Origin of the sequence: Enterobacter sp. BNK-29, from assembly GCF_048684785.1 — a bacterium.
GTDB lineage: Bacteria > Pseudomonadota > Gammaproteobacteria > Enterobacterales > Enterobacteriaceae > Enterobacter > Enterobacter cloacae_M.
This window is the reverse complement of sequence record NZ_JBLQTU010000004.1, coordinates 251,449-270,118: the sequence shown is the minus strand read 5'-3', so window position 1 is coordinate 270,118 and position 18,670 is coordinate 251,449. Positions and strand designations below refer to the sequence as shown.

The window sequence follows — 18,670 nt, the reverse complement described above, 5'->3', positions numbered from 1 at the left end:
CGCCATGTTCCGACACGTCAAACAGCTGCAATACACGGTTCGCGTTGCCGAACCGAACCCTGGCCTCGCCAACCTTTTACTGGAACAGTTCGGTGGGCCACAGGGCGAACTGGCTGCCGCCTGCCGGTACTTTACGCAAGGATTGAGCGATGACGATCCGGGGCGTAAAGATATGCTGATGGATATCGCAACCGAGGAGCTAAGCCACCTCGAAATCATCGGTACCCTGGTCGGCATGCTTAATAAAGGTGCCAAAGGCGCGCTGGCGGAAGGGGTGGAAAACGAGGCCGAGCTGTATCGCTCCATGACCGAAAACGGCAATGACAGCCACATCACCTCCCTGCTGTACGGTGGCGGCACCCCGCTCACTAACTCGGCGGGCGTGCCCTGGACGGCGGCCTACGTCGATACCATCGGCGAGCCAACGGCGGACCTGCGCTCAAACGTGGCAGCAGAGGCCAGAGCGAAAATCATCTATGAACGGCTGATCAACGTGACCGACGATCCCGGCGTAAAGGATGCGCTGGCGTTTCTGATGACGCGCGAGGCGGCGCATCAGCTCTCCTTTGAGAAGGCGCTGCAGTCCATCCGTAATAATTTCCCACCGGGAAAATTGCCGCCAATCGAGGAATTCACCAACAAGTACTACAATATGTCTGAAGGTGGAGAGGTTCGCGGAAGCTGGAACAGCGATAAACATTTCGATTACGTTGAGTCCCCCCAGCCTGCGGTTGACGGCGGCGATGGCAGCGCAAGCGTCACGCTCACGACCGAGCAGGCAACCCTGGTCAAGGCGATGTCTGCCCGCACGAAGTCCGATCCACATTCTGACCCGCTGACCGGTGCCGAGCTGGGTGCCGGTAAGACTAAACCGTAATCGGTTTTGCCGGGCAGCCATAAACTGCCCGGCAATTCTCGTGCCCCATCGTTTCAGAGGTACGGACCATGTTCGAACTCGACGCGTTCCATCTGGCCAGAATTCAGTTCGCTTTTACCGTCTCGTTTCATATCCTTTTTCCTGCTATCACCATCGGCCTCGCCAGCTATCTGGTGGTGCTGGAGGGCATGTGGCTGCGCACCAAAAACGACGTCTGGCGATCGTTGTACCATTTCTGGCTCAAGATATTTGCCGTTAACTTCGGGATGGGTGTCGTTTCCGGGCTGGTCATGGCGTACCAGTTTGGCACCAACTGGAGCGGGTTCTCACAGTTCGCGGGCAGTATTACCGGCCCACTCCTGACCTATGAGGTGTTAACCGCTTTCTTCCTTGAAGCCGGTTTCCTTGGCGTCATGATGTTCGGCTGGAATAAGGTAGGCCCGGGCCTGCACTTCTTTTCAACCTGCATGGTGGCGCTCGGCACGCTGATGTCGACCTTCTGGATCCTCGCCTCCAACAGCTGGATGCATACGCCGCAGGGCTTCACTATCGAAAACGGACAGGTTATTCCGCAGGACTGGCTGGCGATCGTCTTTAATCCCTCCTTCCCTTACCGCCTGATTCATATGGCTATCGCCGCGTTTCTGAGCAGTGCGCTGTTTGTCGGCGCGTCGGGCGCATGGCACCTGCTGCGCGGTAACGATACCCCCGCCGTCCGCACCATGTTTTCCATGGCGATGTGGATGGCGCTGCTGGTCGCCCCTATCCAGGCGGTCGTGGGTGATATGCACGGCCTGAACACGCTTGAGCATCAGCCGGCCAAAATTGCAGCCATTGAGGGACACTGGGAAAACCCGCCGGGCGAGGCCACCCCGCTGCTGCTGTTTGGCCTGCCGGATATGGACGAGGAGCGTACTAAATACGGTCTGGAGATCCCCGCGCTCGGCAGCCTTATTCTGACGCACAGCCTGGACAAGCAGGTCCCGGCGCTGAAGGATTTCCCGAAAGAAGATCGGCCAAACTCGACCATCGTTTTCTGGTCATTCCGCGTCATGGTCGGGATGGGGCTGCTGATGATTACCCTCGGGCTTATCAGCGTCTGGCTGCGCTATCGTCATCGACTTTTCCACTCTCGCCCGTTCCACTGGTTTGCCCTCTGCATGGGGCCTGCCGGGCTGCTGGCGCTGCTCGCCGGCTGGGTGACCACCGAGGTGGGCCGCCAGCCGTGGGTGGTCTACGGCTATCTGCGCACCATCGACGCGGTATCGCTGCACAGCACCCTGCAGATGAGCATCAGCCTGCTGGCGTTCTTCGTCGTTTACTCGTCGGTGTTTGGGGTGGGCTATGTTTACCTCATCCGGCTGATTAAAAAAGGACCGCAGCCAGTCGATACGCTGACGTCAAACACCTCGGGCACACCCGCCCGTCCGCTGTCTGCCGCTGAGTCTGTTCCTGAACAGGAGAGAAACTGATGGGCGTCGATATCTCAGTTATCTGGTTTGCCATCATCGTCTTTGCCACGCTGATGTACATCATCATGGATGGCTTTGATTTGGGCATCGGCCTGCTGTTTAACTTCGTGGGCGATGCGAAGGAGCGCGATGTGATGGTCAACAGCGTGGCGCCGGTCTGGGACGGCAACGAGACCTGGCTGGTGCTCGGCGGCGCGGGTCTGTTCGGTGCGTTTCCGCTGGCCTATGCGGTCATTATTGATGCACTCACCATTCCCCTCACCGCGATGCTGATCGGCCTCATCTTTCGCGGCGTCGCCTTTGAGTTCCGCTTCAAAGCCACGCCGTCGCACCGCAAATTCTGGGACTACTCCTTTGCCGGTGGCTCTCTGCTCGCCACCTTCAGCCAGGGCGTGGTGGTGGGCGCCGTGATTAACGGCTTCGACGTTGAGGGGCGGCGTTTCGTCGGCTCCGCGCTTGACTGGCTCACCCCCTTTAACCTCTTCTGCGGTATCGGGCTGGTTGTGGCCTACACGCTGCTGGGCACCACCTGGCTCATTATGAAAAGCGAAGGCGCGCTGCAGGCCCGCATGCGCGAACTGACCCGCCACGTGCTGCTGGCGCTGATGGTCGTCATCGCCGTAGTGAGCATCTGGACGCCGCTCGGCTGGCAGTACGTGGCCGACCGCTGGTTTACCCTGCCCAACTTCTTCTGGTTCCTGCCGGTTCCGCTGCTGGTCGGGCTTTTCAGCGTGCTGATCTGGCGCCTCACCCGCAACCCGGCCAGCCACTCCCGCCCCTTCCTGCTGACGCTGGGGCTTATTTTCCTCGGGTTTAGCGGGCTCGGCATCAGCCTCTGGCCGAACATTATTCCGCCGCGCATCACCCTGTGGGAAGCCGCGGCCCCGCCTGCCAGCCAGCTGTTTATGCTGGTAGGCACGTTGCTGATTATTCCGGTGATCCTGGTGTACACCGCCTGGAGCTACTACGTCTTCCGGGGCAAAGTGTCGGATACTGAAGGCTATCACTGAGGAACGCTATGACCGACTGGCATACACGAGCCATTATTTATCAGATTGATACCGCGCTATTTTATGATTTGAACGGCGATGGCTGCGGGGACATCGCCGGGATCGCGGCCAAGCTGCGCTATATTCGCCGCATGGGGGCGACGGTCATCTGGATCACCCCGTTTTACCTCACGCCCTTTCTCGATGAAGGCTACGACGTCAGCGACCACCTCCAGGTGGATCCCCGCTTCGGAAAGCTGGCCGATATCATCGCCTTTATCGAACAGGCCCGCGAGCTGGGCATGCAGGTCATTATCGAGCTGCTGATCCAGCACACGTCGGACGCGCATCCCTGGTTCCAGCAGGCCCGCCGCAACCCGGCGTCACCCTATCGTGATTACTACCTCTGGTCGGATAACGACGAAGACGATACGCCCCCCATGTTTCCCGGCGTGGAAAAGAGCATCTGGACCTGGGACGACGAGGCGGGACAATACTACCGGCACATGTTTTATCGCCACGAGCCGGATCTGAACCTCACCTCGCCCGCGGTGCTTAAAGAGATTGAAAACATCATCCTCTTCTGGCTAAAGCTTGGCGTGTCGGGATTTCGCCTCGATGCCGCATCCCACCTCACCACCCAGGCGGGAAACGGTGATGAAAAAAAGGGTCTGTGGATCCTTGAACATATGCGGCGTCTTATCGAAGAGCGCAATCCGGACGCGATCCTGCTTGGCGAAGTTGACGTAGACGTTGAGACCTATAAAGACTACTTCGGCAATAACGACCGTCTGAATCTGGTGCTCAATTTCTGGCTCAACAAGTATTTCTACGTCAGCCTGGCCCGCAAAAGCGCCCGCCCGCTGCGCAATGCGGTGAAGAAGATGATCGTCCCGCCTGACTCCTGCTGTTTTGCCAACTGGCTGCGCAACCACGACGAGCTGGATCTGGAAGGCATCAGTCAGAAAGACAAACAGTTTGTCCTCGACACCTTCGCCCCTGATGAGGAGATGAACGTCTATCAGCGCGGGATCCGACGCCGCCTGGCCCCGATGCTCAACGGCGATCGGAAGCGGCTGGCGTTCTGCCACGCGGTGCTGTTTTCCCTGCCGGGTGTCCCGGTGATGCGCTACGGCGACGAGATCGGCATGGGTGACGACCTGGATCTGGAGGAGCGCTACGCCGTTCGCACCCCGATGCAGTGGGCGGGGTCACAGGGAGGCGGTTTCTCTGCAGCCGACCCTGAAAAATTTATCGCGCCGATTATCAACCATGGCCCTTACCGCTATCAGAAAGTCAACGTCGCCGATTCGCTGCTTCACCACAACTCGCTTCTGCACCGGATCATCGATATTGCCAATACCCGCTCGGAGTTCCCCGAAATTGCCGTTGCGCCCTTTCGCCTTATCACAATCGATGATGACGCGGTGCTGGGGATCTATTACGAGACCGACGAGCGCAGCATCCTGACCTTCGTCAACTTCAGCGACGAGCCGGTGCAGTTCACCGCCAAAGGGATCCGCAACGCCACCTGGACCGCCTGTCTCGAGGACAAGCGCTACGATGACGCGCTGATTTGCGGCAAAACCGTTCAGCTCAGCCTTGGCGGCTACGGCTACCGCTGGTTCTGGACGCACCGTAGCGCGCTGCGCTGACTACGGTTTCCGGCGGGTTATCAGACGCGTCAGCACTATTCCCGCCACCGCGAGGGCGCCCAGCGCCACCTTACCCGGCATGCCGGAGGTGACGGACGGCGCGCGGGTTTTCGCCTCGTCAGTAAAGCGTCCATGAATTTTATGCAGATCGTTAACCGGCTGGTCGAGGTAGTCCCGGCGATCCGGCGCGTTGAGATCGTCGGTCATCTGGCCTTCCCACGCCTTTTTCACCATCAGCCGGTCGAGAAAACCGGGGAAGAAAAATTGCCCGACAATTGACTGGATGGTGCTGCTGCCGACCCACAGCTCGCGAACCGGCTTTTGCGCAACCCTGAAGATGGCGCTGGCGGCCACCTCAGGCTCAAAGACAGGCGGCACCGGGCGCATCGCCCAGGCAAACTTGTTCCTCGCCCATTCGAACTGCGGGGTATTGAGCCCCGGCATCTGGACCATCGAAAGCTGAACCCGGCTGTTCTCATGCATCAGCTCGGTACGCACCGCATCGGTGAACCCGCGGATCGCCGCTTTGGCCCCGCAGTAGGCTGACTGCAGCGGAATGGAACGGTAGGCCAGCGCGGACCCCACCTGGATAATCACGCCCCTGTCGCGCGGAACCATAAGCTCAAGAGCGGCGCGGGTGCCGTTCACGTAGCCGAGGTACGTCACCTCAGTCACGCGCCGAAATTCGTCCGGCGTAAGGGTTCGGAACGGTGCCAGAACGACCCCCATGGCGTTGTTCACCCAGACATCAATCGCGCCGAGGCGATACTCAATTTCGTTAGCGGCATCCACCACCGCCTGGCTGTCGGCGACGTCCGCCTGCACGGCGTGGGCATTAACGCCAAAGCGCCGTAGCTCCTCCTGGGTCGAGTGCAGGCTGGCTTCATCGCGGGCAATGAGCCCCACGTCGTAACCCGCCTTTGCAAAGTGCAGCGCCGTGGCTTTTCCCACGCCCGCCGTCCCGCCGGTAATGACTATGACAGCCATAGAACCTCCACGTGAGTTTATCCGTTATTCCCGTCCGACAACGTTGTCACCAGTTCAGCCAGCGAGTAATGCACCGCTTTTTCGACCACGTCCTGACAGTCACCGGAGAAAAGCACGGTGCGGGTCTTCGTCTCGCCGCGTATGTTCCACGCAAAGCAGACCGTCCCCGCTGCCGTGCCGTCGTCGCCCCCTTCCGGGCCCGCGTAGCCGCTGATGGCGATGCTGATATCCGCCTGGGCGATGTCGCGGATGCTGGCGGCCATTTCGGTTACCGTCTGCTCGCTCACGGCCGTAAACCGCTCAAGCGTCTCAGGACGCACGCCGAGGATCCGCGCTTTGGCTTCATCGCTGAACACGACCAGCCCAACATCATAAAATTCGGCGGTGTTTTCCTCTGCGCAAAGCGCCACCGAGAGCTTTCCGCCCGTACAGGATTCCGCGGTGGTTAAGCGAAGCCCGAGATCGGTTAATTTGCTCGCCAGCTTTTTCGTCAGTTCACCCACGGTATTATTGCTGTCGTGAAAAAGATTGCTCATCTTACCGCCTCTTATTTCTCGAAAGGAATGATTGAAATATGCCCATTGCGCTCAAGTATGGCATATTTAATGTCGCTCATTTCCGTAATGCCATTATTTTGACGCGCTGACACCAGAATATCTTCACAGGATACGTCAACTTTTTTCAGCTTATCGGTTAACGGCACGCCGTTCTCGACAAGAATAACAGGAGTGCCATCCAGAATATTCTCCACCGGGGAAAAATATTTCTTCATCAGCCCGAAAATAATATCCACTACCACCAGCGTGGTAATGGTAATCATCGCACCGGTGACGGAAAAATCTTGTCCGAGAAGCGCCTGCTGTGTGGCTTCACTAATTATCAAGAGCAGAATGAGATCGAAGCTGGTCATCTGCAGCAGCGCGCGACGCCCGGCCACTTTAAATACCACCACGAGGAACAGATAAATAGCCAGCGCGCGAAAGACCATATCCATATCAGCCTCCTACGGGTAAATAAATTGCCAGATGTTAATCTCCGGCTCGCTGTTGACGCGGATGACGGTGTTCCATTTACCGGCTCTGGAAGGTGTCGTGAACAGTAACACTGAGAAGCGGTCGGTTTTTTTCAGGTTGTTATAGACAAAAAAGAGGGTCTTTCCGCGGCTGAACATAGCGTCCGGCTGCGGCCAGACGCTGCCAGGCTCATACGCATCGCTGCTCTCGCTGGCCATGCTGAGGACATACTTCCCCTCCGTTTGCACCGGAAACGCGAGCTCCATCCGCGTCTCTGTCTCCCGTCGCCCAAAGCGTTCATAGTTTATGGTCAATGATTTAGCGGAATTCGTTTTGACCGTGTCGCTGACCATTCCGCTGGAAAACAGACCGGCAATCGCCGCGACGATAATACCCAGCAGAACAATAAATCCCACCTGACGAAACGCGTATTCAAACGTCAGCAAACGGTAACTCTCATCTATCCCGGGTAACTTTTCATTTTCACGCTTCATGGCCATCGTCACCGTTTCGCTTATTATCCGATAATTTTGATTTCTAACGCGAATGTTTTTAGGACTTATCACATTTGCCACATAAAGGAATAGCAACAATACTTAATAAGTCAAGACACGCAAAATGAAGGATATGGGATGAAATTATCACTTATTTCCGCTTTATTGATATTTCTGGTTCCGGCCGCATGGGCAGATAATAACGGGGGTTTACAAAAAGGCGAAGCGCCACCGCCTCCCCACGCGCTTGATAGCGGATATCGCGGAACCGACGACGCGCGTATTATGACCATCAAGCAGGCAAAAGAATTGCATGATGGGGCGACAATTTCATTACGCGGTAATCTTATTGACGGTAGCGGCGATAAGTTTGTATTTCAGGATAAAACCGGAAAAATCGACGTTATTATTCCCCAGGCAGTCTTCGACGGCAGAACGGTAAAACCCGACCAGATGATCAGTATCAACGGTTCGCTTGATAAAAAATCATCACCTGCCGTCGTCCGTGTTGATCGTTTGCAGAAATAATTCAGCGAAGCGTTAACGCTGCAGTTATCCATCAAATCTCACCCCTTGGCTTAAGGAGTCAGCTATGAGTGATACTAAACAACGTACGAACGCTTACCCGCAGCCCCCGTTCCCGGAACAGCCGCAAACGCCGCCGGGACTGGCATCCGAAATGCAGCCTGTACCCGACCACGGGGAAACAAGCTACAAAGGACATGGCCGCCTGGCCGGCAAAAAAGCGCTGATTACCGGCGGAGACTCCGGGATTGGTCGCGCGGTCGCTATCGCCTATGCTCGTGAAGGCGCTGACGTTGCCATTAACTACCTGCCCGAAGAGGAAAAAGACGCCGCTGAGGTCATCGACCTGATCGAAGCCGAAGGCCGCAAGGCTATCGCGCTGCCGGGGGACGTCCGGGACGAAACCTTCTGTCAGAATCTGGTCGAAGAAGCCGTGTCGAAACTGGGCGGGCTGGACATTCTGGTCAACAACGCCGGCCGTCAGCAGTTCCGTGAATCGCTTGAGGAACTGACCACGGAAGATTTTGACGCAACGTTTAAAACCAACGTTTACGCCCCGTTCTGGATCACCAAGGCGGCGCTGCGCCACCTGAAAGCGTCGTCCGTTATCATTAATACCTCCTCCGTTCAGGCGGTGAAGCCCAGCCCCGTGCTGCTGGACTACGCCCAGACGAAAGCCTGTCTGGCGGTGTTTACCAAATCCTTAGCCAAACAGCTGGGTCCGAAAGGCATCCGCGTCAACGCGGTTGCCCCTGGCCCTTACTGGACGGTACTGCAGTCCAGCGGCGGGCAGCCGATGGAAAAAGTGAAGGAGTTCGGTGGCGACACCCCGCTGGGACGTCCGGGCCAGCCCGTCGAGATTGCCCCGCTGTACGTCACGCTGGCCTCGGATGAATGTTCATTTACGTCCGGCCAGGTGTGGTGTTCCGATGGCGGTGACGGCGTGATCTAAACCGTTAAACGCCCCCTCCGCAATGAGCAATAAATGAACAAGGATGTTCGCTTTTATTTCCCCGCCAAAAAACATGTTGTAACTCAAACAGATCAAATGTTAAAAATATTTTGCTATCAGGTTATCAAAATTAAACAACTTAACTTGTCACCCGCATCGCTCTGTTTTTAACATCGCCTATGGAAAAAAATGGTCTGTTCAGTCAGCGCATACGCTTGCGCCATTTGCATACATTTGTGGCCGTCGCTCAACAGGGAACGCTGGGGCGTGCGGCTGAAACTCTCAACCTGAGCCAGCCTGCGCTCTCAAAAACCCTCAACGAGCTGGAACAGCTAACCGGTGCCCGCCTTTTTGACCGCGGCCGGCTGGGGGCGCAGCTTACCATCGTGGGCGAACAGTTCCTCACGCACGCCGTGAAAGTGCTGGATGCGCTCAATACCGCAGGCCAGTCCCTGCACCGAAAAGAAGAGCAATCCAGTGAGGTGGTGCGCGTGGGTGCTTTACCTACCGCGGCGCTTGGCATTCTTCCGCCCGTTATCGGCCAGTTCCACAAGCAGCAGCGGCATACCACGATTCAGGTCGCCACCATGAATAACACCATGCTGCTCGCGGGGCTGAAATCGGGCGAACTGGATCTCGGAATTGGTCGCATGTCCGACCCTGAGCTGATGGGCGGCCTCAACTATGAACTGCTGTTCCTGGAATCCCTGAAGCTGGTGGTTCGTCCCGATCACCCCCTGCTGCAGGACACGGTCACGTTAAGCCGCGTTATGGAGTGGCCGGTAGTGGTTTGCCCAAAAGGGACCGTTCCCCGCCAGACCGCAGAAACCTTACTGCAAATGCAGGGGTGTACGCTGCCCTCAGGATGTATCGAAACGCTGTCGGCCTCGCTTTCGCGCCAGCTTACGCTGGATTATGACTACGTCTGGTTCGTCCCCTCCGGCGCGGTGAAAGATGATTTACGTCAGGGAACGCTGATTGCCCTGCCGATTACCTCCCCCGGCCCCGGTGAACCTATCGGCATTTTGACCCGCGTAGACACGCCGCTTTCAACGGGTGCGCAGACGCTGCTGAGCGCTATCCGTAAATCAATGCCGGTCTGACATCTTTCTCTCCTGGCCCTAACCCTCTCCCCAACGGGGCGAGGGTTCACCAGTCATTTTTCCACCCGAAGCGATAAATATTGCCTCAGGAAAATGAAGAACTTACAGCGACGCTCTGGTCCGGCTGTAAATCGCCGAAGCGTTTCCGCAAGGCTGGGGCGAGGCGCAGGGATGCGCCGAGAGGGCGTGGCCTGCAGGGATGCAGGCTCATGCCCGACCCGATAGCCTGGAGGAATAAGCTGAGGACAAAATTGCCGGGAGCAATTTTGGACAGCGCCTGCGCTGGCCCTGAAAGGGTGAGCCCCAAGGATGGGGCGAGCAATCCGCGAAGCGGCGATTTACCGCCGGGAGCCCGGGTCGCCAGGGTGGTGGCGATTGAGTCACCCTGGCACGTTCACCGGCCATGTCGCTACAGAGTAGCAAGAAAAATAAAAGTGAACGGAATGACCACAATAGCTGTATGTTCCCCTCACCCCAGCCCTCTCCCAAAGGGAGAGGGGGCCGTCTGCGCCCTAATCAATTAATGCGAAATCATTCATTAACAATTGCGTAAAACAATTTAACAGTTTTATCATAGCGACGAATTCACCAAATGGTTCGCAAATCATTTTACAACCCCGAATTCACCCGTATTAATCATTCTTCCCTCCGCATTTATTACCCAACTGGTACACACCCAGCACGACGGGGGGATCTTAAGGAGACAGAAATGGCATTTGGCAGCGCGCCACGTGGGATACCGCGTATCCTGCAGTGGCTTCTTGCCGGACTGATGTTGCTCATCGGTCTGGCGGTCGGCGGGCTGGGCTTTAAGCTCGTCACCGTAGGCGGAAGTGGATACTTCCTGATAATGGGCGTGGTGATGGTGATTGCCGCGATCCTGATTTTCCTCAATCGCAGCAGCGGGATCGTGCTTTACGGCATCGCCTTTATTGCCTCGCTGTTCTGGGCGGTAGGCGATGCGGGCTGGGATTTCTGGCCGCTCTTCTCTCGCCTGTTTACCTTTGCCGTGCTGGCCTTCCTCTGCGCCATCGTCTGGCCTTTCCTGCGCGCGGCAAACCACAGCGTTGCGAACAAAGCGCCCGCTTTTGGCGTCGCGGCCGTGCTCGCGGTGGCGATGCTGGTCAGCCTGGGCTGGATGTTTAAGCCGCAGACCCTCGTGGCAGCGAACGAGCCCGTTCCGGTGAAACCCGTCGCCCCCGGCGAGCAGCAAAAGAACTGGGAGCACTGGGGCAATACCACCCACGGCGACCGTTTCGCCGCGCTGGACCAGATTAACAAGCAAAACGTCCGCGATCTGAAAGTCGCCTGGGTTGCGCGCACCGGCGATATTCCGCAGAGTAACGGCTCCGGCGCGGAAGATCAGAACACGCCATTGCAGATTGGCGACACGCTGTACGTCTGTACCCCGTACAGTAAAGTGCTCGCGCTGGACGTGGATTCCGGCAAAGAAAAATGGCGCTACGATTCCAAAGCCACGGCGCCTAACTGGCAGCGCTGCCGCGGTCTGGGCTATTTTGAAGACCATTCCAGCGTGACAACGTCACAGACAGAAACACAGCCTGCGGCATGCCCTCGCCGCCTGTTCCTGCCAACCACCGACGCCCGCCTGATTGCCATCAACGCGGATACCGGCAAGGTCTGCGAAGACTTCGGCGACCATGGCACCGTGGATCTGAGCGTCGGCATGGGCGAGATCAAGCCCGGATATTATCAGCAGACCTCTACGCCGCTGGTCGCAGGCAATGTTGTCGTCGTCGGCGGTCGCGTCGCGGATAACTACTCAACCGGCGAACCGCCGGGCGTGGTGCGCGCCTACGACGTGCACACCGGTAAGCTGGCGTGGGCGTGGGACCCGGGTAATCCGAACCTGACCGGCCTGCCGCCGGAAGGCCAAACCTACACCCGCGGCACGCCGAACGTCTGGTCAGCGATGTCCTACGACGCTAAGCTGAACCTGATCTACCTGCCAACCGGCAACGCCACCCCGGACTTCTGGGCGGGCGAACGTACCGCGCTGGATGATAAGTACAGTTCCTCCATCGTCGCCGTCGACGCGACTACCGGTCAGGTGCGCTGGCATTTCCAGACGACCCACCACGACCTGTGGGATTTCGACCTGCCTTCCCAGCCGCTGCTGTACGATCTGCCTGACGGTAAAGGCGGCACCACGCCTGTGCTGGTGCAGACCAGCAAGCAGGGCATGATCTTCATGCTTAACCGCGAAACCGGCAAGCCGGTGGCGAAGGTAGAAGAACGTCCCGTTCCGGCAGGTAACGTTGAGGGTGAACGCTACTCTCCGACCCAGCCGTATTCCGTTGGCATGCCGATGATTGGCAACCAGACGCTGACCGAATCCGACATGTGGGGGGCGACGCCTGTCGACCTGCTGCTGTGCCGCATTCAGTTTAAAGAGATGCGCCATCAGGGCGTCTTCACCCCGCCGGGTCTCGACCGTTCCCTGCAGTTCCCTGGCTCTCTCGGCGGGATGAACTGGGGCAGCGTCTCCGTTGACCCGAACAACAGCCTGATGTTCGTCAACGATATGCGCCTGGGCCTTGCAAACTACATGGTGCCGCGCGCTAACGTGGCGAAAAACGCCAGCGGCATCGAGATGGGCATCGTACCGATGGACGGCACCCCGTTCGGCGCGATGCGCGAACGCTTCCTGTCACCGCTGGGCATTCCGTGCCAGAAGCCGCCGTTTGGCACCATGTCGGCCGTTGACCTGAAAACCGGCAAGCTGGTGTGGCAGGTGCCTGTCGGCACGGTGGAAGATACCGGCCCGCTGGGCATTCGCATGCACATGCCAATCCCAATCGGCATGCCGACGCTGGGCGCATCGCTCTCTACCCAGTCCGGCCTGCTGTTCTTCGCCGGCACGCAGGATTTCTACCTGCGCGCGTTTGATACCGCCACCGGGAAAGAGGTCTGGAAAGACCGCCTGCCGGTCGGCAGCCAGTCCGGCCCGATGACCTACGTGTCGCCGAAAACCGGTAAGCAGTACATCATCATTAACGCCGGGGGCGCCCGCCAGTCTCCGGATCGCGGGGATTACGTTATCGCGTACGCGTTACCCGATAAGCAATAAGATGTGAAAAAGGGACCGAAAGGTCCCTTTTTTGTAGGTCGGGTAAGCGAAGCGCCACCCGACACCGCCGACAACTCAGAATGTCTCCCAGTTATCCCCGGAAACCGTCGCCGCCGGGCGCAACGGCGCGTTCTTCGCCACTGGCGCAGACGTCACCGCGCGGCCCGACTTTGCACCGCTCAGACGAAACGCCCCGACCGCCTCGGTCAGACGCGCGCCCTGTTCTTCCAGAGACGCGGCGGCCGCAGAGGCCTCTTCCACAAGCGAGGCGTTCTGCTGGGTCACTTTATCCATCTCAGAAATCGCCTGGCTCACCTGGACAATACCGCGGCTCTGCTCGTCGGACGCGGCGGCAATCTCCAGCATGATGTCAGTCACGCGTTTAACCGCTTCGACGATTTCATTCATGGTGTTACCGGCAGCCACAACTTCACCGGAGCCCTGGTCGATCAGCGAGACCGATTCGTTAATCAGGCTTTCGATCTCTTTTGCGGCATTCGCACTACGGCTTGCAAGGGTTCGGACTTCGCTTGCCACAACGGCAAACCCGCGCCCCTGCTCGCCCGCCCGCGCCGCTTCTACCGCCGCGTTAAGCGCCAGGATATTGGTCTGGAACGCAATGCTGTTGATGACGGCGGTGATCTCGGAGATTTTTTTCGAACTGGTGGAGATATTGCCCATGGTTTTGACCACGCCGGAGACCATCTGGCCGCCGCGGCTGGCTTTCCCGGAGGCATCTTCCGCCAGCTTGCTGGCATGATGGGCGTTATCGGCGTTCTGTTTCACCGTCGCGGTAAGCTGTTCCATGCTTGCGGCGGTTTGCTCAATGGCGGCGGCCTGCTGCTCGGTACGCGAAGAAAGATCGGTGTTACCGGCAGAAATCTCGCTCGTGCCACGGTAGATCTCCTCCGCCCCCTGACGTACGGTGCCCACGGTGTTTTCCAGCGAGTGCTGCATGGTTTGCAGATCGCGCGTCAGGCGGCCAATTTCGCTGCGCCCGGCCACGTCGTCCGGCATCGTCAGGTCGCCTTTGGCGATATTCTCGATACGTTTCGCTGCACGCTGCAAAGGATTGATTACCGTGCGGCGCAGCACGACAAAGGTCATCGCCGTCAGCACCAGCGCCAGCGCAAACGCGCCCACCATAAACATCAGGCCCAGCTGCGTGCGGCTGTGCGCCTGCGCCGTCAGCGCATTGGCACGCTCGGTACGGATCTTAATCGCCTTCAGCAGCACGGCGTTGTAAGCGTCATCCAGCGGACGCGCCGTTTCGTTTTCGTGGTTGATAATCGCTTCGAACATGCCGTTTTTGGCGAATTTCACCATCGGCTCCAGACCCGCAATATAGGCGTCGTAGCGCGATTTAAGGTCAGCATCCAGCGCTTCGTCCTCAGCGGTACGCACGGCACGATTCATATAGGCGGTAAAGCTCTCCTGGGACTGCTTAATGCGCGTTTCCGCCTCGCTGATGTTCTGCTTCATCGCATCCATCTCCGCGATGCGGCTTGCCGCACCGGCGTGGATCAGATTGATACGCGCGGTTCGCAGATGGTTTGAGCTGTTCGACAGCCCCATACGCACCTGAATTTCGGATGTGACATCCTGCTGATCGTTATCGGCCTGCAGCAGGAAATACCCCGCCAGACCCGAGCTCAAGGCGAAGAGAAGAATAATGCCACCGAGAATGGAGGAAAACAGCGGAACCAGCCTGATGTGATGCAAGAAGCTCAGCTTGCGCTGCGCCTGCATCGAAGTAGTGTTGTCCATGACCGTCGACTCTCTTATAGGTAAGATGCGTAAAAACATGCGTGTTAAATAGTCATCGGCACGGTGGGGATTTAGATTACGGCTAAAAACGCCGCACTGGTCACACTTTAGAGAAGATTATTAAAGAAACGCCAGCGGTGAAAAACCGCTGGCAGAAGAGTTACTTGTCGCCGAAATGAATGACGGTACGGATGGATTTTCCTTCGTGCATCAGATCGAACGCGTCGTTGATCTGCTCCAGCGGCAAACGGTGGGTAATGAACGGGTCGAGCTGAATCTTGCCGACCATAGCATCTTCAACCATACCCGGAAGCTGGGTACGGCCCTTCACGCCGCCAAACGCGGAACCGCGCCACACGCGCCCGGTGACCAGCTGGAATGGACGGGTTTTAATCTCCTGGCCCGCGCCGGCCACGCCAATGATGATGCTCTCGCCCCAGCCTTTGTGGCAGCACTCCAGCGCGGAACGCATCACGTTCACGTTGCCGATACATTCGAAGCTGAAGTCAACGCCGCCGTCGGTCATCTCAACAATGACATCCTGAATCGGTTTTTCGTGATCCTTCGGGTTAACGAAATCGGTCGCGCCCATTTCACCCGCCAGCTTGAATTTCTCCGGGTTGGTGTCGACCGCGATGATACGACCGGCTTTCGCCTGCACCGCGCCCTGAATGACCGCCAGACCAATGCCGCCGAGACCGAACACCGCAACGGTGTCGCCCTCTTTGACTTTTGCCGTGTTATGCACCGCGCCAATGCCGGTGGTCACGCCGCAGCCCAGCAGGCAGACTTTATCCAGCGGCGCCTGCGGGTTCACCTTCGCCAGCGAGATCTCCGCGCAAACGGTATATTCGCTGAAGGTGCTGGTGCCCATGTAGTGATAAACAGGCTCGCCGTTATAGGAGAAACGGGTGGTGCCGTCCGGCATCAGCCCTTTCCCCTGAGTGGCGCGAACCGCCTGGCAGAGGTTGGTTTTACCGGATTTACAGAACTTACACTCGCCGCACTCCGCGGTGTACAGAGGGATAACGTGATCGCCAGGCTTCAGGCTGGTCACGCCCTCGCCCACTTCCACGACAATCCCGCCGCCTTCATGACCCAGCACCGCCGGGAAGACGCCTTCCGGATCGTCACCGGAGAGCGTAAACGCATCGGTATGGCACACGCCGGTATGGGTGATTTTGATCAGCACTTCGCCTTTCTTCGGCGGTGCCACGTCGATTTCAACGATTTTCAGCGGCTGGCCGGGACCAAATGCAACTGCAGCGCGAGATTTCATCATGTCTTCCCTTTTTGTCAGGTGTGTGGGTTTATTTTAGATAAGAGCGCAGCAAATGGCCGACTTCTGCCATGCGTACGGCTCGCTGATCCGGCGTGGTTTCCCCCGTTACCAGCTCATCTTTGAGGTGAATTTCAACCATTTCGCCCATCAGGCCATTGGCAGCCCCGCGCACGGCGGCGATTTGCTGCAGAATGGCCAGACAGGGGTCGCCCGACTCCAGCGCGCGTTCAAGGGCATCAACCTGGCCCCGAATGCGACGGACGCGGGTAAGAATACGTTTTTTATCTTCGGGTGAATGCGGCATACGCCCTCCTGATACTATAGGGGGGTATGGTACCTATTTTATCCTTAAGATGTAAACACTCTGTTTTTTATGGTTAATGCGCATTTCGTTGACGTTACGAATTACTCCGGCAGCGCTATCCCTGAAATCTCAGTACAAAGATTAATGAGACGATCCTGCAATGCGACGTCGTGCGCCTGCGGATTAGCCGTCATGCGCCTCATGTGGTAGAAATATTTCCCCGTTACGTCAGCCTCAGAATCACGGCTGGCGGCAAGCCAGGCCTGAGTCAGGTGCGCCTGGTCCATATCGTCCGGGGCATGCGGCCCCCCCATCTTTGTCGGCACCCAGCCAGGCTCGAGGCTGTTACTACGCACATCACGCCAGCGACGCGCCAGAGCAAAAGCCAGCATAGCGTCGTGCAATTTACTCTCCGCATAGGCGTCGGACCCATTCCAGCGACGTTTGCGCCAGAGAATATCATCCAGGTTTGCCCGGGCATGATGATGCATACCCGAACTCAGATAGACGAGGCGCTGTGGACGTTCAATCACCGCGGTGAGGATGTAAGCCGAGAGCGTGTTGATCGCGAAAACATGCGGCAGCCCGTCGCGGGTCACGCGATACGCTTCATTGTAGCCAACGGCAGCATTGTGGATGACGCCATCGAAGCGTCCCAGGGCGTTCACACGTAATGCCGTTTGCCTGGCACCTTCAATTGTCTCCAGGTCACCGACAACGACGGCTTCAGCCTCGGGTAAGGCGCGTTGCGCATCTTCTGCACGTTTCGCATTACGCGCGTGCAACACAACCTGATGTCCTTGTTGAACTAGCAGTTCGGCTGCCATCAGACCCAGGCCTGTGGACGAACCGGAGATGAAAATGCGTGACATATAATTTCTCCAGATTAGTAAACCGACAGCAAAGGCTGCCGGCTCGAATGTTTATTCAGGATTGCTGCATGCGAGACGCGCTCGCAATCAGTGCACCCAGCAGCGCACAGACCGCACCAGACAGATATACTGCGGCATAACTAAACTGACCGGCGATCAGGCCAGCTACCGGCCCGGCGATTCCATAAGCGACATCCAGAAATGCAACGAATGCGCCCATTGCACTGCCGCGGTTGGCTTGTGGAACACGTCTCAAGGCTTCGACGCCCAGTGCGGGGAAAACCAGCGCACAGCCCAGTCCGGTAACCAGGGCACCTGCAAGTGCCATCCATTCGTTTGAACCCAACCACAACATTGCCTGGCCTAGCGCTTCAACCACCAGTGACCAAACCGCAACGCGATAGCCGCCTATTTGGTCCGGCAGATGCCCCAGGGCGAGGCGAACGAAAATAAAACCCAGACCAAACGCAGTCATCACCAGGCCGGCGTTCTGCCAGTGATGTGCCGCAAAGTACAGCGAGGCAAAAGCGGTTAGTCCTGACAACCCAGCGCCCTGCAGCATTAATCCCAGCCCTTCGCGCCAGATGCGCCCTACTACGCGATGGAATGGCAGTCGCGGACCTCCTGGCGAGATATATGATGGGGTACAAAATGCAACCAGAGCGGCCAACATCGGTGCAGCAATACAGGCAATCATCGCCATTGTGAGGCTGTAATGCTGATATAACGCCATGCCAACAGGAGCACCAATCGACAGCGCCGCGAACATCGCGATGCCGGTCCAGGACATGGACATACCGGCGCGCTGAGGGCCAACTGAGGCAATTGCCCAGGACACACATCCCGTCACGAACTGACTTTCGCCAAAACCGGCCATCAGACGACCTGCGATAACAATGCAAAGGGTTGCAGCAGGCGATAAATCCGTTACCGAAGCCACCAGATACAGCGCCCCTGCTATCGCTGAAAGGATTGCTCCCTGCAGAGCAGAACGTTTACCGCCCAGCTGGTCTGTAACCCGTCCGGCATAGCCGCGGGTCAGGACGGTGGCCAGAAACTGGATGCCGATCACCAGTCCCACCACGAGGTTGCTGAAGTCGAGATGGCCATGGATGAACAATGGAATCACCGGCAGTGGCAGTCCGACTGCCAGATAGCCAAAGAAAAGTGCGGCAATAACGCCCGTTGCCGGGCGGGGAAGCAGGACGCGCGGGGTGTTATCCTCCGCAAACCGCTTAATGGCGAGGGCTCCCATGTCATTATCCTTTATGAAATATGATTAAGTTG

At 57.8% G+C, this 18,670-nt stretch carries 17 protein-coding genes; 8 read left to right on the top strand and 9 right to left on the bottom strand.

The window, feature by feature from the left end; translation table 11 throughout:
• The first annotated feature begins 4 nt into the window (after window positions 1-4).
• From ACMGGX_RS20870 to ACMGGX_RS20855, 4 genes are all read left to right on the top strand, one after another.
• A complete protein-coding gene (locus tag ACMGGX_RS20870) occupies window positions 5-877 on the top strand; it encodes a manganese catalase family protein (protein ID WP_008502274.1) in 873 nt (290 codons plus the stop codon).
• A 68-nt stretch (window positions 878-945) separates the two neighbouring features.
• Window positions 946-2,349 carry a cytochrome ubiquinol oxidase subunit I gene (locus ACMGGX_RS20865; RefSeq protein WP_182072361.1) on the top strand — a complete coding sequence of 468 codons (1,404 nt, stop codon included), beginning with the start codon at window positions 946-948 and terminating at the stop codon, window positions 2,347-2,349.
• The gene (gene cydB, locus ACMGGX_RS20860) at window positions 2,349-3,359 is read left to right on the top strand and encodes a cytochrome d ubiquinol oxidase subunit II (RefSeq protein ID WP_063441332.1); all 1,011 of its coding nucleotides are present in this window, start codon (window positions 2,349-2,351) and stop codon (window positions 3,357-3,359) included. The genes ACMGGX_RS20865 and cydB overlap by 1 nt, the downstream gene beginning before the upstream one ends.
• An 8-nt stretch (window positions 3,360-3,367) precedes the next feature.
• Window positions 3,368-4,993 carry an alpha-amylase family protein gene (locus tag ACMGGX_RS20855; protein ID WP_181593172.1) on the top strand — a complete coding sequence of 542 codons (1,626 nt, stop codon included), beginning with the start codon at window positions 3,368-3,370 and terminating at the stop codon, window positions 4,991-4,993.
• Here ACMGGX_RS20855 and ACMGGX_RS20850 read toward each other — a convergent pair whose 3' ends face one another.
• Genes ACMGGX_RS20850 through ACMGGX_RS20835 form a run of 4 tightly spaced genes read right to left on the bottom strand, consistent with a single transcriptional unit; the run spans window position 4,994 to window position 7,487 of the window.
• Window positions 4,994-5,980 (bottom strand): SDR family oxidoreductase, encoded by a 987-nt coding sequence (locus ACMGGX_RS20850; RefSeq protein ID WP_420298907.1) that lies wholly within the window; start codon window positions 5,978-5,980, stop codon window positions 4,994-4,996.
• A 17-nt stretch (window positions 5,981-5,997) separates the two neighbouring features.
• On the bottom strand, window positions 5,998-6,516 hold the full coding sequence (locus ACMGGX_RS20845; protein ID WP_032657136.1) for a 2-oxo-tetronate isomerase: 519 nt from the start codon (window positions 6,514-6,516) through the stop codon (window positions 5,998-6,000).
• An 11-nt stretch (window positions 6,517-6,527) separates the two neighbouring features.
• Window positions 6,528-6,974: a DUF421 domain-containing protein gene (locus ACMGGX_RS20840; protein WP_420298906.1), complete on the bottom strand. Its 447-nt coding sequence runs from the start codon at window positions 6,972-6,974 to the stop codon at window positions 6,528-6,530.
• A gap of 9 nt (window positions 6,975-6,983) precedes the next feature.
• Window positions 6,984-7,487 carry a hypothetical protein gene (locus tag ACMGGX_RS20835; RefSeq protein WP_420298905.1) on the bottom strand — a complete coding sequence of 168 codons (504 nt, stop codon included), beginning with the start codon at window positions 7,485-7,487 and terminating at the stop codon, window positions 6,984-6,986.
• A 138-nt stretch (window positions 7,488-7,625) separates the two neighbouring features.
• Here ACMGGX_RS20835 and ACMGGX_RS20830 point away from each other — a divergent pair, with 138 nt between their 5' ends.
• From ACMGGX_RS20830 to ACMGGX_RS20815, 4 genes are all read left to right on the top strand, one after another.
• The gene (locus tag ACMGGX_RS20830) at window positions 7,626-8,015 is read left to right on the top strand and encodes a YdeI family stress tolerance OB fold protein (protein ID WP_023311669.1); all 390 of its coding nucleotides are present in this window, start codon (window positions 7,626-7,628) and stop codon (window positions 8,013-8,015) included.
• 64 nt (window positions 8,016-8,079) lie between these two features.
• Window positions 8,080-8,964 (top strand): SDR family oxidoreductase, encoded by an 885-nt coding sequence (locus ACMGGX_RS20825; RefSeq protein ID WP_023311668.1) that lies wholly within the window; start codon window positions 8,080-8,082, stop codon window positions 8,962-8,964.
• A 179-nt stretch (window positions 8,965-9,143) separates the two neighbouring features.
• The gene (locus ACMGGX_RS20820) at window positions 9,144-10,067 is read left to right on the top strand and encodes a LysR substrate-binding domain-containing protein (protein ID WP_033145495.1); all 924 of its coding nucleotides are present in this window, start codon (window positions 9,144-9,146) and stop codon (window positions 10,065-10,067) included.
• 709 nt (window positions 10,068-10,776) lie between these two features.
• A complete protein-coding gene (locus tag ACMGGX_RS20815) occupies window positions 10,777-13,158 on the top strand; it encodes a glucose/quinate/shikimate family membrane-bound PQQ-dependent dehydrogenase (protein WP_420298904.1) in 2,382 nt (793 codons plus the stop codon).
• Window positions 13,159-13,233: 75 nt separating this feature from the next.
• Here ACMGGX_RS20815 and ACMGGX_RS20810 read toward each other — a convergent pair whose 3' ends face one another.
• The 5 genes from ACMGGX_RS20810 to ACMGGX_RS20790 all read right to left on the bottom strand — a co-directional run bounded on the left by ACMGGX_RS20810 (window position 13,234) and on the right by ACMGGX_RS20790 (window position 18,638).
• Window positions 13,234-14,925, bottom strand: coding sequence for a methyl-accepting chemotaxis protein (locus ACMGGX_RS20810; protein ID WP_420298903.1), 1,692 nt, complete (start codon window positions 14,923-14,925; stop codon window positions 13,234-13,236).
• 160 nt (window positions 14,926-15,085) lie between these two features.
• Entirely contained in the window at window positions 15,086-16,204 is a 1,119-nt protein-coding gene (locus ACMGGX_RS20805) for an S-(hydroxymethyl)glutathione dehydrogenase/class III alcohol dehydrogenase (protein WP_032668253.1), read from the bottom strand.
• Window positions 16,205-16,235: 31 nt separating this feature from the next.
• Complete coding sequence (locus ACMGGX_RS20800; protein WP_003857256.1) at window positions 16,236-16,511, bottom strand: metal/formaldehyde-sensitive transcriptional repressor; 276 nt, start codon at window positions 16,509-16,511, stop codon at window positions 16,236-16,238.
• A 101-nt stretch (window positions 16,512-16,612) separates the two neighbouring features.
• Window positions 16,613-17,383, bottom strand: a complete 771-nt coding sequence (locus ACMGGX_RS20795) for an SDR family oxidoreductase (RefSeq protein WP_420298902.1) — start codon at window positions 17,381-17,383, stop codon at window positions 16,613-16,615.
• A gap of 55 nt (window positions 17,384-17,438) precedes the next feature.
• Window positions 17,439-18,638, bottom strand: coding sequence for an arabinose transporter (locus ACMGGX_RS20790; RefSeq protein WP_420298901.1), 1,200 nt, complete (start codon window positions 18,636-18,638; stop codon window positions 17,439-17,441).
• Between the last annotated feature and the right edge of the window lie 32 nt (window positions 18,639-18,670).

Coding starts and splice junctions, on each gene's coding strand:
- ACMGGX_RS20870 (WP_008502274.1), top strand. CDS start 5: ATGTTCCGACACGTCAAACAGCTGCAATACACGGTTCGCGTTGCCGAA.
- ACMGGX_RS20865 (WP_182072361.1), top strand. CDS start 946: ATGTTCGAACTCGACGCGTTCCATCTGGCCAGAATTCAGTTCGCTTTT.
- cydB (WP_063441332.1), top strand. CDS start 2,349: ATGGGCGTCGATATCTCAGTTATCTGGTTTGCCATCATCGTCTTTGCC.
- ACMGGX_RS20855 (WP_181593172.1), top strand. CDS start 3,368: ATGACCGACTGGCATACACGAGCCATTATTTATCAGATTGATACCGCG.
- ACMGGX_RS20850 (WP_420298907.1), bottom strand. CDS start 5,980: ATGGCTGTCATAGTCATTACCGGCGGGACGGCGGGCGTGGGAAAAGCC.
- ACMGGX_RS20845 (WP_032657136.1), bottom strand. CDS start 6,516: ATGAGCAATCTTTTTCACGACAGCAATAATACCGTGGGTGAACTGACG.
- ACMGGX_RS20840 (WP_420298906.1), bottom strand. CDS start 6,974: ATGGATATGGTCTTTCGCGCGCTGGCTATTTATCTGTTCCTCGTGGTG.
- ACMGGX_RS20835 (WP_420298905.1), bottom strand. CDS start 7,487: ATGAAGCGTGAAAATGAAAAGTTACCCGGGATAGATGAGAGTTACCGT.
- ACMGGX_RS20830 (WP_023311669.1), top strand. CDS start 7,626: ATGAAATTATCACTTATTTCCGCTTTATTGATATTTCTGGTTCCGGCC.
- ACMGGX_RS20825 (WP_023311668.1), top strand. CDS start 8,080: ATGAGTGATACTAAACAACGTACGAACGCTTACCCGCAGCCCCCGTTC.
- ACMGGX_RS20820 (WP_033145495.1), top strand. CDS start 9,144: ATGGAAAAAAATGGTCTGTTCAGTCAGCGCATACGCTTGCGCCATTTG.
- ACMGGX_RS20815 (WP_420298904.1), top strand. CDS start 10,777: ATGGCATTTGGCAGCGCGCCACGTGGGATACCGCGTATCCTGCAGTGG.
- ACMGGX_RS20810 (WP_420298903.1), bottom strand. CDS start 14,925: ATGGACAACACTACTTCGATGCAGGCGCAGCGCAAGCTGAGCTTCTTG.
- ACMGGX_RS20805 (WP_032668253.1), bottom strand. CDS start 16,204: ATGAAATCTCGCGCTGCAGTTGCATTTGGTCCCGGCCAGCCGCTGAAA.
- ACMGGX_RS20800 (WP_003857256.1), bottom strand. CDS start 16,511: ATGCCGCATTCACCCGAAGATAAAAAACGTATTCTTACCCGCGTCCGT.
- ACMGGX_RS20795 (WP_420298902.1), bottom strand. CDS start 17,383: ATGTCACGCATTTTCATCTCCGGTTCGTCCACAGGCCTGGGTCTGATG.
- ACMGGX_RS20790 (WP_420298901.1), bottom strand. CDS start 18,638: ATGGGAGCCCTCGCCATTAAGCGGTTTGCGGAGGATAACACCCCGCGC.